Source organism: Enterococcus sp. DIV2402, assembly GCF_017426705.2.
Classification (GTDB): domain Bacteria; phylum Bacillota; class Bacilli; order Lactobacillales; family Enterococcaceae; genus Enterococcus_F; species Enterococcus_F lowellii.
This window is the reverse complement of sequence record NZ_CP147251.1, coordinates 2,839,329-2,853,139: the sequence shown is the minus strand read 5'-3', so window position 1 is coordinate 2,853,139 and position 13,811 is coordinate 2,839,329. Positions and strand designations below refer to the sequence as shown.

Genomic DNA, 13,811 nt, shown 5'->3' with positions numbered 1-13,811 from the left:
ATAGAAATTTAGAAAATAGGAGGTAAGAAGATGGTAGGAATTATCCTAGCAAGTCATGGAGATTTCGCTAAAGGGATTTTGCAATCAGGAGCGATGATTTTCGGTGAACAAGAAAACGTAGCTGCTTGTGTATTAGCACCAAGTGAAGGTCCAGATGACATCAAAGCAAAAATGCAAGAAGCAATTAATTCATTTGATGACCAAGAAGAAGTTCTTTTCTTAGTTGATCTGTGGGGAGGAACCCCCTTTAACCAAGCTAATAATTTATTAGAAGGTCATAAAGATAAGTGGGCAATTGTTTCAGGTATGAATTTACCAATGGTGATTGAAGCCTATGCTTCTCGTTTTTCAATGAATTCGGCACAAGATATTGCCGCAGCAATTTTAAACACTGCGCGCGATGGTGTCAAAATTAAACCAGAAGAATTAGAACCAGAAGTTGCTGCACCTGCTCAAGCAACAGATGATGCTACACCAAAAGGAGCACTTCCTCCAGGAACAGTTGTGGGCGATGGCAAAATTAAATACGTCTTAGCACGTATTGATTCACGTTTATTACATGGTCAAGTAGCAACGGCTTGGACAAAAGCAACACAGCCAACACGTATTATTGTCGTTAGTGATGCTGTAGCTAAAGACGATTTGAGAAAACGTCTGATTGAACAAGCAGCCCCACCAGGAGTAAAAGCAAATGTCGTTCCAATTGATAAAATGATTGAAGTAGCAAAAGATCCACGCTTTGGTTCAACAAAAGCATTATTATTATTTGAAAATCCACAAGATGTTGTTCGTGCAGTTGAAGGTGGCGTAGAAATTGAAGAAGTAAACGTAGGTTCAATGGCGCATTCAACCGGTAAAGTTGTGGTAAATAACGTATTATCTATGGGGAAAGACGATGTCAAATCTTATGAAAAATTAAAAGAATTAGGATTAAAATTCGATGTTCGTAAAGTACCAAATGACTCTAGAGCTAATTTAGATGAATTATTAAATAAAGCAAAATCAGAGTTGAAATAAAAAAATAAATTGAACTAGGAGGTTTATCATGTCAGATTTAAATTTTATCCAAGTGATATTGGTTGTTGCTGTTGCCTTTTTAGCTGGTATGGAAGGGATTTTGGATGAATTTCAATTCCATCAACCATTGGTAGCATGTACATTAATTGGATTAGTAACAGGGAATTTAGAAGCAGGGATTATGCTAGGTGGATCATTACAAATGATTGCTCTTGGATGGGCAAACATTGGAGCAGCCGTAGCACCCGATGCAGCGTTAGCATCAGTTGCAGCAGCAATTATTTTAGTTTTAGGTGGTCAAGGAGCAGCAGGTATCCCTTCTGCAATTGCGATCGCTATTCCTCTAGCTGTAGCTGGTTTATTCTTAACAATGGTTGTTCGTACATTAGCTGTACCATTAGTTCACATGATGGATGCCGCTGCTGAAGAAGGAAACTATAGAAAAATCGAAATTTTACAAATTTTAGCTATTTGTATGCAAGGTGTTCGTATTGCAATTCCAGCAGCTGCATTGCTATTTATTCCAGCATCAGTTGTTCAATCTGGTTTAGAATCAATGCCTGCATGGTTAACAGAAGGTATGGCTATCGGCGGTGGTATGGTTGTAGCCGTTGGTTATGCATTAGTTATTAACATGATGGCAAACAAAGAAGTTTGGCCTTTCTTCATTCTTGGATTTGTTGTAGCTGCCATTACTGATTTGACTCTTATCGGAATTGGTGCAATCGGTGTTGCTTTAGCGCTTATCTACTTGAACCTATCTAAAATGGGTGGTTCTTCAACAGGTGGAGGCGGAGGAAACGCAAGTGACCCTCTAGGTGACATTCTAAACGATTATTAATCTTTCAAAGGAGGAATAGGAAAAATGGCAGAAGAAAAAATTCAATTAACGAAAAGAGACCGTTTAGCTGTTGCATGGCGTTCAACATTTATCCAAGGATCTTGGAACTATGAACGTATGCAAAACGGCGGGTTCGCCTTTTCAATGATTCCAGCAATTAAAAAATTATATAAAACAAAAGAAGACCGCGCAGCAGCGTTAAAACGCCACTTGGAATTCTTTAACACACATCCATATATCGCATCACCAATTTTGGGTGTAACATTAGCCTTAGAAGAAGAACGTGCCAACGGAGCAGCTGTGGATGATGTAGCAGTTCAAGGGGTAAAAGTTGGGATGATGGGTCCTTTAGCCGGTATCGGTGATCCAGTATTCTGGTTCACTGTACGTCCAATGTTAGGTGCATTAGGTGCATCACTAGCCATGGGTGGAAATATCTTAGGTCCAATCATTTTCTTCCTAGCATGGAATATTATTCGTTGGGCATTCATGTGGTATACACAAGAATTTGGTTATAAAGCAGGTTCAGCAATTACAGATGATTTATCTGGTGGTTTATTACAAGATGTAACAAAAGGTGCTTCGATTCTAGGTATGTTCGTCTTGGCATCCTTAGTCCAACGATGGGTAAATATTAGTTTTGTTCCAACTGTTTCAGAAGTTGAACTTTCACCAGGTGCTTATATCGAATGGGATAAAGTTCAAATGACAGGTGAAGGATTGCAATCAGTCTTTGGTGATATCGCAGCTGGTAAAGCATTGTCTAATATCCAAGTCACAACATTACAAGATAACTTAGATCAATTGATTCCTGGTTTAGCAGGACTATTATTGACATTCTTATGTATGTGGTTATTGAAGAAAAAAGTTTCACCAATCGTGATTATCCTTGGATTATTCGTTGTTGGTATCTTAGGCCACGTTATCGGATTATTATAATTATTTCAAACGAAACCAGACAAGAAACGTTTCTTCGTCTGGTTTTCTTTACATAATTTGATTTTACAAGTTGGAATGAAAAACGCTATACTAATAGAAAAATATGAGGTGAAAAAGATGGTTCAATCGTTAAATACAAAAGTTGATCTAGTTATCAACGCAACAGCTTTTACAGGACTAACAGATTATGGAAAAATTATGATTGGCGATAAAGGATTTGAATTTTATAACGATCGCGATGCGCGAAAATTCATTCAAATCCCTTGGGAAGAAGTTGATTACGTTGTTGCTTCTGTCTTGTTCAAAGGGAAATGGATTCCGCGTTACGCAATTCAAACGAAACGTAATGGAACATATACGTTTGCTTCAAAACAACCGAAAGTAGTGCTACGAGCAATAAGAGCATACGTGGAGCCTAGTCGAATGGTCCATTCATTGAGCTTTTTCGATGTTATCAAACGTGGCGTACTCTCTATTGGGAAGAAAAAATAACTTACCTTATATAGATATTATTTTCTGCAACGAAGCGTGTGTGTTAGAATAATAGTATCATGTATAAGGAGGTGCTTCATATGCATTGGTTATGGGTATTGATTGTCGGTGCGGTTATCGGCGCAATCGCAGGTTCCATTACCGGAGAAAAACGTGGCTGTTTATTTAATATTATTGCAGGTATTATTGGTTCTTCAATTGGAGAAAGTTTATTCAGTAGCTGGGGACCTAATGTAGCTGGAATGGCGATTATTCCATCTATTTTAGGAGCAGTTATTTTTGCAGCAGTCATTTCATTTTTCTTTGGAAAAAGTAAATAATTAACAGACGAATCAGTGAAGACATTGATTCGTCTTTTGCTTTTATAAGTCTACTCTTTTCTCTTTAAGACGAAGTTTGTTATAATGAAAAATGAATTTAAAGGGAAAGAAGGAATAACATGTTACGAGTACAAAAATTACGTGAAGCAATGAAAAAAGAAGCGATAGACGGTTTCTTAGTTACGAGTCCTTACAATCTTCGTTATTTAACAAATTTCACTGGTACAACAGGATTAGCAGTTATTACATTAGACAAAGCTTTTTTTGTGACTGATTTTCGTTATACAGAACAAGCAGCAAAACAAGCACAAGGATATGAAATCGTCAAAAATGCCGGTCCGATTTTTGATGAAGTTGCTCGTATCTGTCAAGAAGAGGAAATTAACGCATTGGCTTTTGAAGAGACACAAGTTAGTTTTGCAGAATATACTGTTTTAGAAGATATCATTGAAGAGTCTGCCTTGGTTCCTATTGCTGGCATGATTGAAAATTTACGCGAAGTAAAAGACGAAACAGAGATTGCAACGATTCAACAAGCTTGTCATATTGCAGATCAAGCCTTTTCACATATCTTAAAAATGGTTCGTCCTGGTATGACAGAAATTGAAGTAGCCAATCAATTAGACTTCTTTATGCGTTCGTTAGGTGCGACAAGTGTCTCGTTTGAAACAATTGTAGCTAGTGGTGTCCGTTCAGCTATGCCGCATGGGGTAGCAAGTAACAAAATCATCGAGCAAGGGGATTTAATTACACTTGACTTTGGCTGTTATTATAATGGTTATGTTTCTGATATGACTCGTACATTTGCGATTGGTGATCCAGGAGAAAAATTAAAAGAAATTTATCAAATTGTTTTAGATGCGCAATTGCAGGTTTTAGAAGCAGCTAAACCTGGAATGACAGGGATTGAATTAGACGCAGTGGCTCGAGATTATATTGCTTCCTTTGGTTATGGTGAAGCATTTGGCCACTCTACCGGCCATGGGATTGGCTTAGAGATTCATGAAGGACCGAATGTTTCTTTCCGTGCTGAGAAAGCTTTTGTGCCAGGCAATATCATTACCGATGAACCAGGAATCTATTTACCAGGAATTGGCGGCGTTCGGATTGAAGATGATTTATTGATTACTGAAACAGGAAATAAAGTTTTAACACATTCGCCAAAAGAATTAATCATCTTGTAATTTCGACTGAATAAGAGGACTTTTTATAGCTTATCTGGTGATTAAATGATAAACTATAATCGAAGTTCAGGCTCATTCTCCACTAGAAAAAAACAGTGGTAAGGATTGTTTGAGGACTGTCAACATAGGTTTTGAACTGTAAGATTTTTTTCAGTGGTATCTGTTTATCTAAAATACCGCAGAAGGTTAAATCGTATTCAGAGATGGAGGAATTTAGAATGGTCGATGAAAAAAATTTCGTATTAGATGCTAATCAAGAATTAGGGGAAATTGTCATTGCTCCTGAAGTGATTGAAGTAATTATTGGTATTGCTGCTTCAAAAGTAGATGGCGTATACCGTATGCAAAGCACATTCGCAAATAACGTAACAGAACTATTAGGTCGTTCTGCTTATGGTAAAGGTGTTCGTTTAGAAATGGACGATACTGGTATCAAAGTAGACATCTATACCTATATGAAATATGGGGTTTCTGTACCAAAAGTAGCAATGGAAATGCAAAAACGTGTGAAAGAACAAGTTTTATTTATGACAGATGTTAATTTGTCAGAAGTGAATATTCATGTGATGGCGGTTGTCCCAGAAAAACCAGAACAATTGGATTTAGAAGAACTATTTGGAAATGACGAGGAAGAAAATGAGTAAAGAATTATCAAGACATGAAATCAGACAAATGGCTGTTCAGGCACTATTTCCGTTAGATTTCAATCAAGATTTAGAGAAAAAAGACGCCATTTTTCATGCGATTGAATTAGAACATGAAGATATGATTGATGAAGAACACGAAAATTTTATACCGACCTATCTAGATTTATTAGTAACTGGTGTTTGTGAAAATAAAGAATCATTGGATAAAATGATTCAAGAGCATTTACGCCGTGGTTGGAGTCTACAACGTCTTTCTAAAATGGATGTAACTATTTTACGTATCGCATTATTTGAAATGTTGTATGTCGATAATGTTCCCAATAAAGTTGCTTTAAATGAAGCAATTGAATTAGCAAAAACCTTTAGTGATGATCAATCACGTAAGTTTATCAATGGTGTGTTATCAACTATCAATAATAAATTAGAAGCTAGCGAATAGGCTAGCTTCTTTTCTACAACGAATTAACGAAGATTATGGATGGGATAACTCGAATTTTCGTTTTTTATACCGAATACACGAACGAAAATGAATGTTTTTTTGAAAATGATAATGAAAATATTTTTTGAGAAATCAATATGTGTTAAAATGTTAAAAAATGCAAGGGGGCTATTTAACAAAATGGGTGTATTAATCAATGGAAAAGAATTAGCAGAAAAAATGCAAGAAGAAATTCGTTTAGAGGTCCAACAATTAGTCAAAAAAAATCTTCAACCAGGGTTAGTTGTTTTATTAGTTGGTGAAAATCCAGCTAGTCAAACCTATGTCAAAAACAAAGAATTGGCAGCAACACGTATCGGGATTCATTCAAAAGTAGAACGTTATCCAGCTACAATTACTGAAGATGAGTTGTTGGCAGAAATTGAAAAATACAACCAAGATCCAGCTTTTCATGGCATTTTAGTCCAACTTCCTTTACCAAACCATATTGATGAAGAGAAAATTTTATTAGCAATTGATCCTAAAAAAGATGTCGATGGTTTTCATCCAATGAATCTAGGACGTCTATTTGCCGGCGCGCCTGAAATGATTCCTTGTACGCCATATGGTATTATGAAGATGTTTGAAGCATACAATATTGATTTAGAAGGAAAAAATGCCGTAGTTATCGGTCGTAGCAATATCGTGGGTAAACCAATGGGACAATTATTATTAGCTAAAAATGCGACGGTTACGATGACACATTCACGTACAAAAAATTTACCAGAAGTTGCCAAACAAGCCGATATTTTAGTTGTGGCAATTGGCCGAGGCCATTTTGTGACCAAAGAGTTCGTTAAAGAAGGTGCTGTTGTCATCGATGTAGGGATGAATCGCAGTCCAGAAGGTAAATTAATTGGGGATGTGAAATTTGACGAAGTAGAACCAATTGCAGGTTATATCACGCCTGTACCAAAAGGGGTTGGCCCAATGACAATTACCATGTTAATGATGCAAACCGTTGAAGCGGCAAAACGTCAGGAGATAGAAAAATAAAATGACACAGAAGTATTTGTCTGTGACTGCGCTGACGAAATACTTAAAGCGAAAATTTGATGTTGATCCGTATTTAGAACGAGTGTTTTTAACTGGAGAAATTTCAAATTTTCGTTTGCGTCCAAATCATCAGTATTTCAGCTTAAAAGATGATGGTGCTAAAATTTCAGCAGTAATGTTCAAAGGAGCGTTTGACAAACTCGCTTTCAGACCCGAAGAAGGGATGAAAGTGATGGCTGTTGGGCGTATTTCTTTGTACGAAGCTAGTGGGAATTATCAAATCTATGTTGAGCATATGGAACCTGATGGAGTAGGCGCATTGTATCAAGCGTATGAACAGTTAAAAGCCAAATTAGATAAAGAAGGTTTATTTCAAGCACCAAAAAAAATATTGCCGAAATATCCGAAACGGATTGCAGTGCTTACTAGTCCAAGTGGGGCAGTTATTCGTGATATTATTACCACGACACGACGAAGATATCCAATTGCTCAAATTGTATTATTCCCAACAGTTGTTCAAGGAGCTAAAGCAGCGGATGATGTGGTGAAAAACATTGGACGCGTAGAAGCGATGGGAAATTTTGATACAATGATTATTGGGCGTGGCGGCGGTTCAATTGAAGATTTATGGCCCTTTAATGAAGAACGGGTAGCTCGCGCCATTTTTGAAGCAAAGACCCCGATTATTTCTTCTGTTGGACATGAGACAGATACGACGATTGCTGATTTAGTTGCTGATGTTCGAGCTGCAACACCAACTGCAGCAGCTGAATTGGCAGTTCCCGTTTTGACAGAGGAGTTATTGCGAATTGAAGAACGTCAAGCGCGTTTAATTCAAGCGTACGCTAATCAAATGCAACGGAAAGATGAACGTTTCCAACGCGTACAAAATTCCTATATATTCCGTCAACCCGAGCGATTATATGAAGCACAATCATTGAAGTTAGATCAACTACAACAACGCTTAATGCAACAAATGCAAACATTAATTTATGAAAAAGAACGTACAGCCAATCAAACCATTCATCGTTTGGCGCAAGTTGTGCCAACTGCACGCGTTCGTGAGTCAAAACAACAAGTCAATTATTTGTCAGAACGTTTAGATAAACAAATGCAATTGATTTTTGAACAGAAGCAACGACAATTTCAACAAACACTTCAATCGCTGGATTTATTAAGCCCACTAAAAATTATGGGACGTGGATACAGCTATACGACCAAAGAAACGGTTGTCAAATCAGTTCAAGAGTTAGCTGTCGGCGATGTTTTAGATGTCCATTATCAAGATGGGCAAGCAAAAGTTGAAGTTCTTGAAATTAAGGAGGAAAAGCATGACAAATCCAACATTTGAAGAATCATTACAAGAATTAGAACAAATTGTTACACGTCTAGAACAAGGCGATGTTCCTTTAGAAGAAGCATTAACTGCTTTCCAGCAAGGCATGATTTTGAGTAAACAATGTAAAGATACCCTATCAAAGGCAGAACAAACATTAACTAAAATGATGACAGAAGCCAATGAAGAAGTTCCATTTGAAGAGGCGGAAAAATGAGTAGATTAACAACTTTTCAAACCAAAGAAATTCAACAAACCGAAACAGAAATGGTTCGGTTTGTTCGTGAGCATACAAATAATCAAAGACTACAAGAAAGTATGCTATACTCAATTGATGCTGGTGGGAAACGTATTCGACCACTCTTGTTGTTAGCTACAATTGCATCATTTAACAAAGAAATTTCTTTGGGTGGTTATCAAACAGCAGCAGCACTTGAAATGATTCATACGTATTCATTAATTCACGATGATTTACCAGCGATGGATAATGATGATTTACGTCGTGGAAAACCGACCAATCATAAAGTATATGGTGATGCGATGGCTATTTTAGCTGGGGATGGTTTATTAACACTAGCATTTGAATTAGTGAGCATGGCGGAAATCGAACCAACTGAAAAAGTTTTACTTTTACAATTATTAGCTAAAGCTTCCGGAACACATGGGATGGTCGCTGGTCAAGCCGCTGATATGCAAGCGGAAGGAAATAAACTTTCAATAGAAGAATTAATGGCGATTCATCAACGCAAAACAGGGGCATTAATTCGTTTTGCAGTGGTTGCCGGGGGGATTTTAGCTAATCAGTCAGAAGGCACCCTTGAAAAGTTAGATCAATTAGCCAAACATCTAGGCTTAGCTTTCCAAATTCGAGACGACTTATTAGACGTTGTCAGTACGACTGAAGAATTAGGTAAAGAAACAAATCGAGATGAATTACTTGAAAAAAGTACGTATCCAGGTTTATTAGGTTTAGAAGGAGCTAAAAAAGCTTTAACAGATGAACTAACTGCTGCTGAGGCAATTTTAAATGAATTAGCTTTATTATCGACATTTGACGCAGAATTATTAAAAGAAGTTTGCGGTCTATTTTATTTATAAAGAAAGAGGAACTACATGAAAAAAGAACGAGTCGATGTGTTGGCATTTCAACAAGGACTTTTTGAAACACGAGAACAAGCCAAGCGTGGCGTTATGGCAGGGTTAGTCTACATGGAAAAAAATAATGAACGTTTAGACAAACCAGGCGAAAAAATTCCAATGGACACAATGTTACAGATTAAAGGACAAAAACTACCGTATGTTTCTCGTGGGGGATTAAAATTAGAAAAAGCGTTAAAAACTTTTGATTTTACCGTGCAGGATAAAACAGTACTAGATATTGGCGCATCTACAGGTGGTTTTACCGATGTTGCTCTACAAAATGGTGCGAAGCAAAGTTATGCGTTGGATGTAGGATACAATCAACTAGCTTGGAAAATCCGCCAAGATCCACGAGTGACAGTGATGGAAAGAACGAATTTCCGCTATTGTCAACCGTCAGATTTTACAAATGGCGTACCAGAAGTTGCGACAATTGATGTTTCTTTCATTTCATTACGCTTAATGTTGCCACCCCTTCACGCAATTTTAGCCAATCAAGGTGATGTAATGGCTTTAATCAAACCTCAATTTGAAGCAGGTAGAGAAGCTGTAGGGAAAAATGGTATTGTTCGTGACCCATTAACACATCGAGCGGTGTTAGAAGATATTTTACACTTTGCACTTAATGAGAACTATGACGTGAAAAATTTAAGTTATTCACCGATTACAGGTGGCGAAGGAAATATTGAATTTATTGTCCATTTACAAAAATCAGCAACAGCAGGTGAGATTTCTGAAACGGTAGACATTGAAAAAATAGTTCATGAAGCCCATCAACAATTAGATAAATAAAATGAGATTCTTTAGAAAGAAATAGTTTTCTAAAGAGTCTTTTTTTAGCGGGATGGTTCTTTCTTTCTAGGAGAAAATGAGCTATGATAAATAAGAATTTAACTAGGGGGAAAGCTTTATGAGAAAAAAAGAGCGCCATCGTTTGATTACGCGACTTTTAACTGAATATGATATTCAAAAACAAGAAGAATTTGTAGCGTATTTAAAACAAAAAGATGTTTACGTAACACAAGCGACAATTTCTAGAGATATCAAAGAATTGAAATTAATCAAAGTACCGGCGGCTTCAGGAGGTTACCGCTACAGTTTACCATTAGAATCCACGGAAGACGTTGTCGAAAAATTGGATAAATTATTAAAAAATGCGTTTGTTTCGGTGGATGAAATGGATAAATTTGTTATTTTGCGTACTTTACCAGGAAATGCTTCTGCAGTTGCTAATTTAATTGATAAACGTTTTAAAGAGGAATTATTTGGTACACTTAATGATGACGATAATATTTTAATGATTGCACGTACACAAGAAGCACGTAGTCTTTTGTTTAACGAATTAAAAAAATATAACCGCTAGGAGTGAATCGTATGCTACTAGAGCTAACGATTGAAAATTTTGCTATTATTCCCAAATTACATTTGTCTTTTCATCAAGGAATGACGGCGTTAACGGGAGAAACAGGAGCCGGAAAATCGATTATTATTGATGCGATGGGCCTGCTAGCTGGCAGTCGTGGTTCCAGTGATTATATTCGCCAAGGAGCAGATAAATGTTTACTGGAAGGGTTATTTGAATTGCCACAACAAAAAGGGTTTCGCCAAGTAATGGATGAGTTAGGCATTGATTATTCCGATGAACTATTAATTGTTCAACGAGATATGTCTCTTTCTGGCAAAAATATCTGCCGAGTGAACGGGCGGACAGTAACTTTGGCAAATCTTCGTCGGATTGGGATGTATTTAGTAGATATTCAAGGTCAAAACGAACATCAAGAATTACTTCAAGCTGAGAAACATTTATCGTTAATGGATAGTTTTGGTTCTCAAAAATTTCAACAACAATTAGCAAATTATCATACGCACTACCATGAATTTCGTCAATTAGAAAAACGCGTACGTAAAATTCAATTGAACGAACAATCTTACGTACAACGGATGGATATGCTACGTTTTCAACAAGAAGAAATTGAGCAAGCGGATTTGCAACCAAATGAAGAAGAACTGTTAGTTGAAGAGCGTGACAAACTAAGTAATTTTCAAAAAATTGTCGATGCTTTAGCAAAGGCATATGGGATGCTTTCATCAGAAACGGGTGATAGTCTGGATGGAGTTAGTATTGCATTTAATGAAATTCAAGGAATTGCCCATTTGGATGTGGAATATGAACAAATTAGCGAAAACATCCAAAATGCGTATTATTTGTTACAAGATGCGGCAAGTGATATTTCCCGTCAAATGGATCATTTAGAATTAGATGAAGAACGTTTAGAAGAAGTTGTGTTGCGCCTAGAAACAATCCGTCAATTGAAACGAAAATATGGTGATTCGGTACCAGCCATTTTAGCTTATTATGAAAAAATTTCTGATGAGCTGTCTGCAGCAACCATTACAGAAGGTCAATTAGAAGAGTTAGAATTGCAGTTAGAAGAAAAAGAACAATCTGTCTGGCAATTAGCTGAAGAATTGCATCAGCAACGGCAACAAATTGCTCAACAATTAGAGCAAGAAATTTTGCAAGAACTATCTGAGCTTTATATGGAAAATACTCAATTTGATGTGCATTTTGAAGAAAGCAAAGTTTTACGCGGAACTGGTTTTGATCAAGTTGAATTTTATTTGAGCACAAATCCAGGGGAACCTTTAAAACCTTTAGTCAAAGTTGCTTCTGGTGGGGAATTATCTCGTATTTTATTAGCCTTAAAAACGATTTTTTCGAAAACGCAAGAAATGACCAGCATTGTGTTTGATGAAGTAGACACTGGGGTGAGTGGCCGTGTCGCACAAGCTATTGCTGAGAAAATCGCAAAAATTGCAAGAAATTCTCAAGTGCTGTGTATTACGCATCTACCACAAGTTGCAGCAGTTGCTGATTATCAATATTTTATTTCCAAAGCAGTCAAAGAAGGTCGCACTCAAACACACGTTGCTCAACTAACAAATGAAGAACGTGTGGAGGAAGTTGCGCGTATGCTTGCAGGTGCAGAAATTACTGAATTAACTTTGGAACATGCACGTGAGCTATTACGAATTGCAGGGAAAGTTGTACAAAGTTAATACAAAAAAAGAGGTCTGGGTAATTACACTCAGACCTCTTATTTGGAAGTATTTTCTTATGAAAATGCTGCAAGTGCACCTAAAATAGCTGTGCCAATGGTAATAACTAACATTAACCAAATAACAACTTTTGTGATTTTAGAAAATGTACTGCTTGGTTTTTTGTCGTTCATTTTGAGTCATCCTTTTTTATTGATAGTGACAGTGTACAACCAATAGCCAAATAACTCAAGATTTCTAATCATAAAAATATCAAAGTGTCAGAAAAAATGAAGAGATAGGTTTCTCTTTTGTGCTGTTTCGATTTTTGGTATAATAATTTGTTTTCAAGGACTACTTATAAAAAATAAACATAAACTAATTGTAAAAAGAAAGGATACAAACTAATGACAACATTCTCACCGATTCTATTGCTCTGGTATATTTTCCCGCTGATTGTGCTTTTAGTAGCACAAATAATTGTCAAATTATTGTCTTTAACCAAACGATTTCAATTAAAAGCGCCTGATTTAGCCGTACCTTTTTTAATTTATGGGATACATGCGCTATCAGTAGCAACTTTTACGACCTCTATTTTTCCGTATTACTTACTATCGATTCTTTCTTTAGGAATTGGTCTAGCATTTTTTCATGCGTATTTTTATGCAGAAATCAAATATGGGCGTTTCTTCAAAATGTATTGGCGTTCGGTATATCTACTGTCCTTATTATTACATGCTATTCTAGTAATAGTGAACATCATTTCTATGGTGTAGACCTATTTTCTTAAAGTTTTTTTAAAATCTTTTAAAAGCTTGTCGTTTCTAGAAATTCCTTTTTTGGTAAAGATAAATCAAACAACTTTCCCTCCATTTTTGTATAAATTGTGGTAGAAAGTGGGGGATTGTGGTAGACTGTGTTTATTAGGTGGCGACGGGAGGAAACATCGATGTTTATGGGAGAATTTCAACATTCTATCGATGCAAAAGGCCGGCTTATTGTCCCATCCAAATTGCGAGATAAACTCGGGGAAAAATTTGTGGTGACTAGAGGGCTAGACGGCTGTCTTTTTGGCTACCCTCTACCTGAATGGGAGAAATTAGAAGAGAAGTTAAATGAAATGCCTCTTGCGAAAAAAGATGCAAGAACATTTGTAAGATTCTTCTACTCCGCAGCAACTGAATGTGAAATTGACAAGCAAGGTCGAATCAATATTCCTGCGACATTACGAAAACATGCGAACTTAGTAAAAAGTTGTGTGATTATCGGCGTTTCTAATCGTATTGAGATTTGGGATGAAGAGCGTTGGGAAGCATTTTCGACAGAAGCTGAAGAAAACTTTGATGAAATTGCCGAAACCATGATTGATTTTGGCTTATAGA

At 36.6% G+C, this 13,811-nt stretch carries 18 protein-coding genes; 17 read left to right on the top strand and 1 reads right to left on the bottom strand.

Annotated elements, in window-relative coordinates; genetic code table 11:
• The first annotated feature begins 30 nt into the window (after window positions 1–30).
• From DOK78_RS13945 to recN, 15 genes are all read left to right on the top strand, one after another.
• Window positions 31–1,017, top strand: a complete 987-nt coding sequence (locus tag DOK78_RS13945; RefSeq protein ID WP_207941696.1) for a mannose/fructose/sorbose PTS transporter subunit IIA — start codon at window positions 31–33, stop codon at window positions 1,015–1,017.
• A 28-nt stretch (window positions 1,018–1,045) separates the two neighbouring features.
• Window positions 1,046–1,858, top strand: a complete 813-nt coding sequence (locus DOK78_RS13940) for a PTS mannose/fructose/sorbose transporter subunit IIC (protein WP_207941697.1) — start codon at window positions 1,046–1,048, stop codon at window positions 1,856–1,858.
• Window positions 1,859–1,882: 24 nt separating this feature from the next.
• Window positions 1,883–2,797: a PTS system mannose/fructose/sorbose family transporter subunit IID gene (locus DOK78_RS13935; RefSeq protein WP_207941698.1), complete on the top strand. Its 915-nt coding sequence runs from the start codon at window positions 1,883–1,885 to the stop codon at window positions 2,795–2,797.
• Between the two features lie 117 nt (window positions 2,798–2,914).
• Complete coding sequence (locus tag DOK78_RS13930) at window positions 2,915–3,289, top strand: DUF956 family protein (protein ID WP_207941699.1); 375 nt, start codon at window positions 2,915–2,917, stop codon at window positions 3,287–3,289.
• 80 nt (window positions 3,290–3,369) lie between these two features.
• Window positions 3,370–3,609, top strand: a complete 240-nt coding sequence (locus tag DOK78_RS13925) for a GlsB/YeaQ/YmgE family stress response membrane protein (RefSeq protein WP_207941700.1) — start codon at window positions 3,370–3,372, stop codon at window positions 3,607–3,609.
• A gap of 119 nt (window positions 3,610–3,728) precedes the next feature.
• Complete coding sequence (locus DOK78_RS13920; protein ID WP_207941701.1) at window positions 3,729–4,793, top strand: M24 family metallopeptidase; 1,065 nt, start codon at window positions 3,729–3,731, stop codon at window positions 4,791–4,793.
• Window positions 4,794–5,011: 218 nt separating this feature from the next.
• Window positions 5,012–5,437, top strand: coding sequence for an Asp23/Gls24 family envelope stress response protein (locus tag DOK78_RS13915; protein ID WP_207941702.1), 426 nt, complete (start codon window positions 5,012–5,014; stop codon window positions 5,435–5,437).
• Window positions 5,430–5,879, top strand: coding sequence for a transcription antitermination factor NusB (nusB, locus tag DOK78_RS13910; RefSeq protein WP_207941703.1), 450 nt, complete (start codon window positions 5,430–5,432; stop codon window positions 5,877–5,879). The genes DOK78_RS13915 and nusB overlap by 8 nt, the downstream gene beginning before the upstream one ends.
• A gap of 180 nt (window positions 5,880–6,059) precedes the next feature.
• Entirely contained in the window at window positions 6,060–6,914 is an 855-nt protein-coding gene (locus DOK78_RS13905; protein ID WP_207941704.1) for a bifunctional methylenetetrahydrofolate dehydrogenase/methenyltetrahydrofolate cyclohydrolase, read from the top strand.
• 1 nt (window position 6,915) lies between these two features.
• Entirely contained in the window at window positions 6,916–8,265 is a 1,350-nt protein-coding gene (gene xseA, locus DOK78_RS13900) for an exodeoxyribonuclease VII large subunit (RefSeq protein ID WP_207941705.1), read from the top strand.
• On the top strand, window positions 8,246–8,467 hold the full coding sequence (locus DOK78_RS13895) for an exodeoxyribonuclease VII small subunit (RefSeq protein WP_207941706.1): 222 nt from the start codon (window positions 8,246–8,248) through the stop codon (window positions 8,465–8,467). The genes xseA and DOK78_RS13895 overlap by 20 nt, the downstream gene beginning before the upstream one ends.
• Window positions 8,464–9,348 (top strand): polyprenyl synthetase family protein, encoded by an 885-nt coding sequence (locus DOK78_RS13890; RefSeq protein ID WP_207941707.1) that lies wholly within the window; start codon window positions 8,464–8,466, stop codon window positions 9,346–9,348. Before DOK78_RS13895 ends, DOK78_RS13890 begins: the two co-directional genes overlap by 4 nt.
• A 15-nt stretch (window positions 9,349–9,363) precedes the next feature.
• Window positions 9,364–10,182, top strand: coding sequence for a TlyA family RNA methyltransferase (locus DOK78_RS13885; RefSeq protein WP_207941708.1), 819 nt, complete (start codon window positions 9,364–9,366; stop codon window positions 10,180–10,182).
• A 118-nt stretch (window positions 10,183–10,300) separates the two neighbouring features.
• Window positions 10,301–10,753, top strand: coding sequence for an arginine repressor (gene argR, locus DOK78_RS13880; protein ID WP_207941709.1), 453 nt, complete (start codon window positions 10,301–10,303; stop codon window positions 10,751–10,753).
• An 11-nt stretch (window positions 10,754–10,764) separates the two neighbouring features.
• Window positions 10,765–12,450 carry a DNA repair protein RecN gene (gene recN / locus DOK78_RS13875; RefSeq protein ID WP_207941710.1) on the top strand — a complete coding sequence of 562 codons (1,686 nt, stop codon included), beginning with the start codon at window positions 10,765–10,767 and terminating at the stop codon, window positions 12,448–12,450.
• 56 nt (window positions 12,451–12,506) lie between these two features.
• Here the strand turns inward: recN and DOK78_RS13870 are convergent, their stop codons facing one another.
• Window positions 12,507–12,623: a DUF4044 domain-containing protein gene (locus DOK78_RS13870; protein WP_207941711.1), complete on the bottom strand. Its 117-nt coding sequence runs from the start codon at window positions 12,621–12,623 to the stop codon at window positions 12,507–12,509.
• Between the two features lie 213 nt (window positions 12,624–12,836).
• Here DOK78_RS13870 and DOK78_RS13865 point away from each other — a divergent pair, with 213 nt between their 5' ends.
• The gene (locus DOK78_RS13865) at window positions 12,837–13,205 is read left to right on the top strand and encodes a DUF3397 domain-containing protein (RefSeq protein ID WP_207941712.1); all 369 of its coding nucleotides are present in this window, start codon (window positions 12,837–12,839) and stop codon (window positions 13,203–13,205) included.
• Between the two features lie 173 nt (window positions 13,206–13,378).
• Window positions 13,379–13,810: a division/cell wall cluster transcriptional repressor MraZ gene (mraZ, locus tag DOK78_RS13860; RefSeq protein ID WP_207941713.1), complete on the top strand. Its 432-nt coding sequence runs from the start codon at window positions 13,379–13,381 to the stop codon at window positions 13,808–13,810.
• The last annotated feature ends 1 nt before the right edge of the window (window position 13,811 follow it).

Coding starts and splice junctions, on each gene's coding strand:
- mraZ (WP_207941713.1), top strand. CDS start 13,379: ATGTTTATGGGAGAATTTCAACATTCTATCGATGCAAAAGGCCGGCTT.
- DOK78_RS13865 (WP_207941712.1), top strand. CDS start 12,837: ATGACAACATTCTCACCGATTCTATTGCTCTGGTATATTTTCCCGCTG.
- argR (WP_207941709.1), top strand. CDS start 10,301: ATGAGAAAAAAAGAGCGCCATCGTTTGATTACGCGACTTTTAACTGAA.
- DOK78_RS13940 (WP_207941697.1), top strand. CDS start 1,046: ATGTCAGATTTAAATTTTATCCAAGTGATATTGGTTGTTGCTGTTGCC.
- DOK78_RS13920 (WP_207941701.1), top strand. CDS start 3,729: ATGTTACGAGTACAAAAATTACGTGAAGCAATGAAAAAAGAAGCGATA.
- DOK78_RS13895 (WP_207941706.1), top strand. CDS start 8,246: ATGACAAATCCAACATTTGAAGAATCATTACAAGAATTAGAACAAATT.
- DOK78_RS13945 (WP_207941696.1), top strand. CDS start 31: ATGGTAGGAATTATCCTAGCAAGTCATGGAGATTTCGCTAAAGGGATT.
- xseA (WP_207941705.1), top strand. CDS start 6,916: ATGACACAGAAGTATTTGTCTGTGACTGCGCTGACGAAATACTTAAAG.
- DOK78_RS13925 (WP_207941700.1), top strand. CDS start 3,370: ATGCATTGGTTATGGGTATTGATTGTCGGTGCGGTTATCGGCGCAATC.
- DOK78_RS13890 (WP_207941707.1), top strand. CDS start 8,464: ATGAGTAGATTAACAACTTTTCAAACCAAAGAAATTCAACAAACCGAA.
- DOK78_RS13905 (WP_207941704.1), top strand. CDS start 6,060: ATGGGTGTATTAATCAATGGAAAAGAATTAGCAGAAAAAATGCAAGAA.
- DOK78_RS13930 (WP_207941699.1), top strand. CDS start 2,915: ATGGTTCAATCGTTAAATACAAAAGTTGATCTAGTTATCAACGCAACA.
- DOK78_RS13885 (WP_207941708.1), top strand. CDS start 9,364: ATGAAAAAAGAACGAGTCGATGTGTTGGCATTTCAACAAGGACTTTTT.
- DOK78_RS13935 (WP_207941698.1), top strand. CDS start 1,883: ATGGCAGAAGAAAAAATTCAATTAACGAAAAGAGACCGTTTAGCTGTT.
- DOK78_RS13915 (WP_207941702.1), top strand. CDS start 5,012: ATGGTCGATGAAAAAAATTTCGTATTAGATGCTAATCAAGAATTAGGG.
- nusB (WP_207941703.1), top strand. CDS start 5,430: ATGAGTAAAGAATTATCAAGACATGAAATCAGACAAATGGCTGTTCAG.
- recN (WP_207941710.1), top strand. CDS start 10,765: ATGCTACTAGAGCTAACGATTGAAAATTTTGCTATTATTCCCAAATTA.
- DOK78_RS13870 (WP_207941711.1), bottom strand. CDS start 12,623: ATGAACGACAAAAAACCAAGCAGTACATTTTCTAAAATCACAAAAGTT.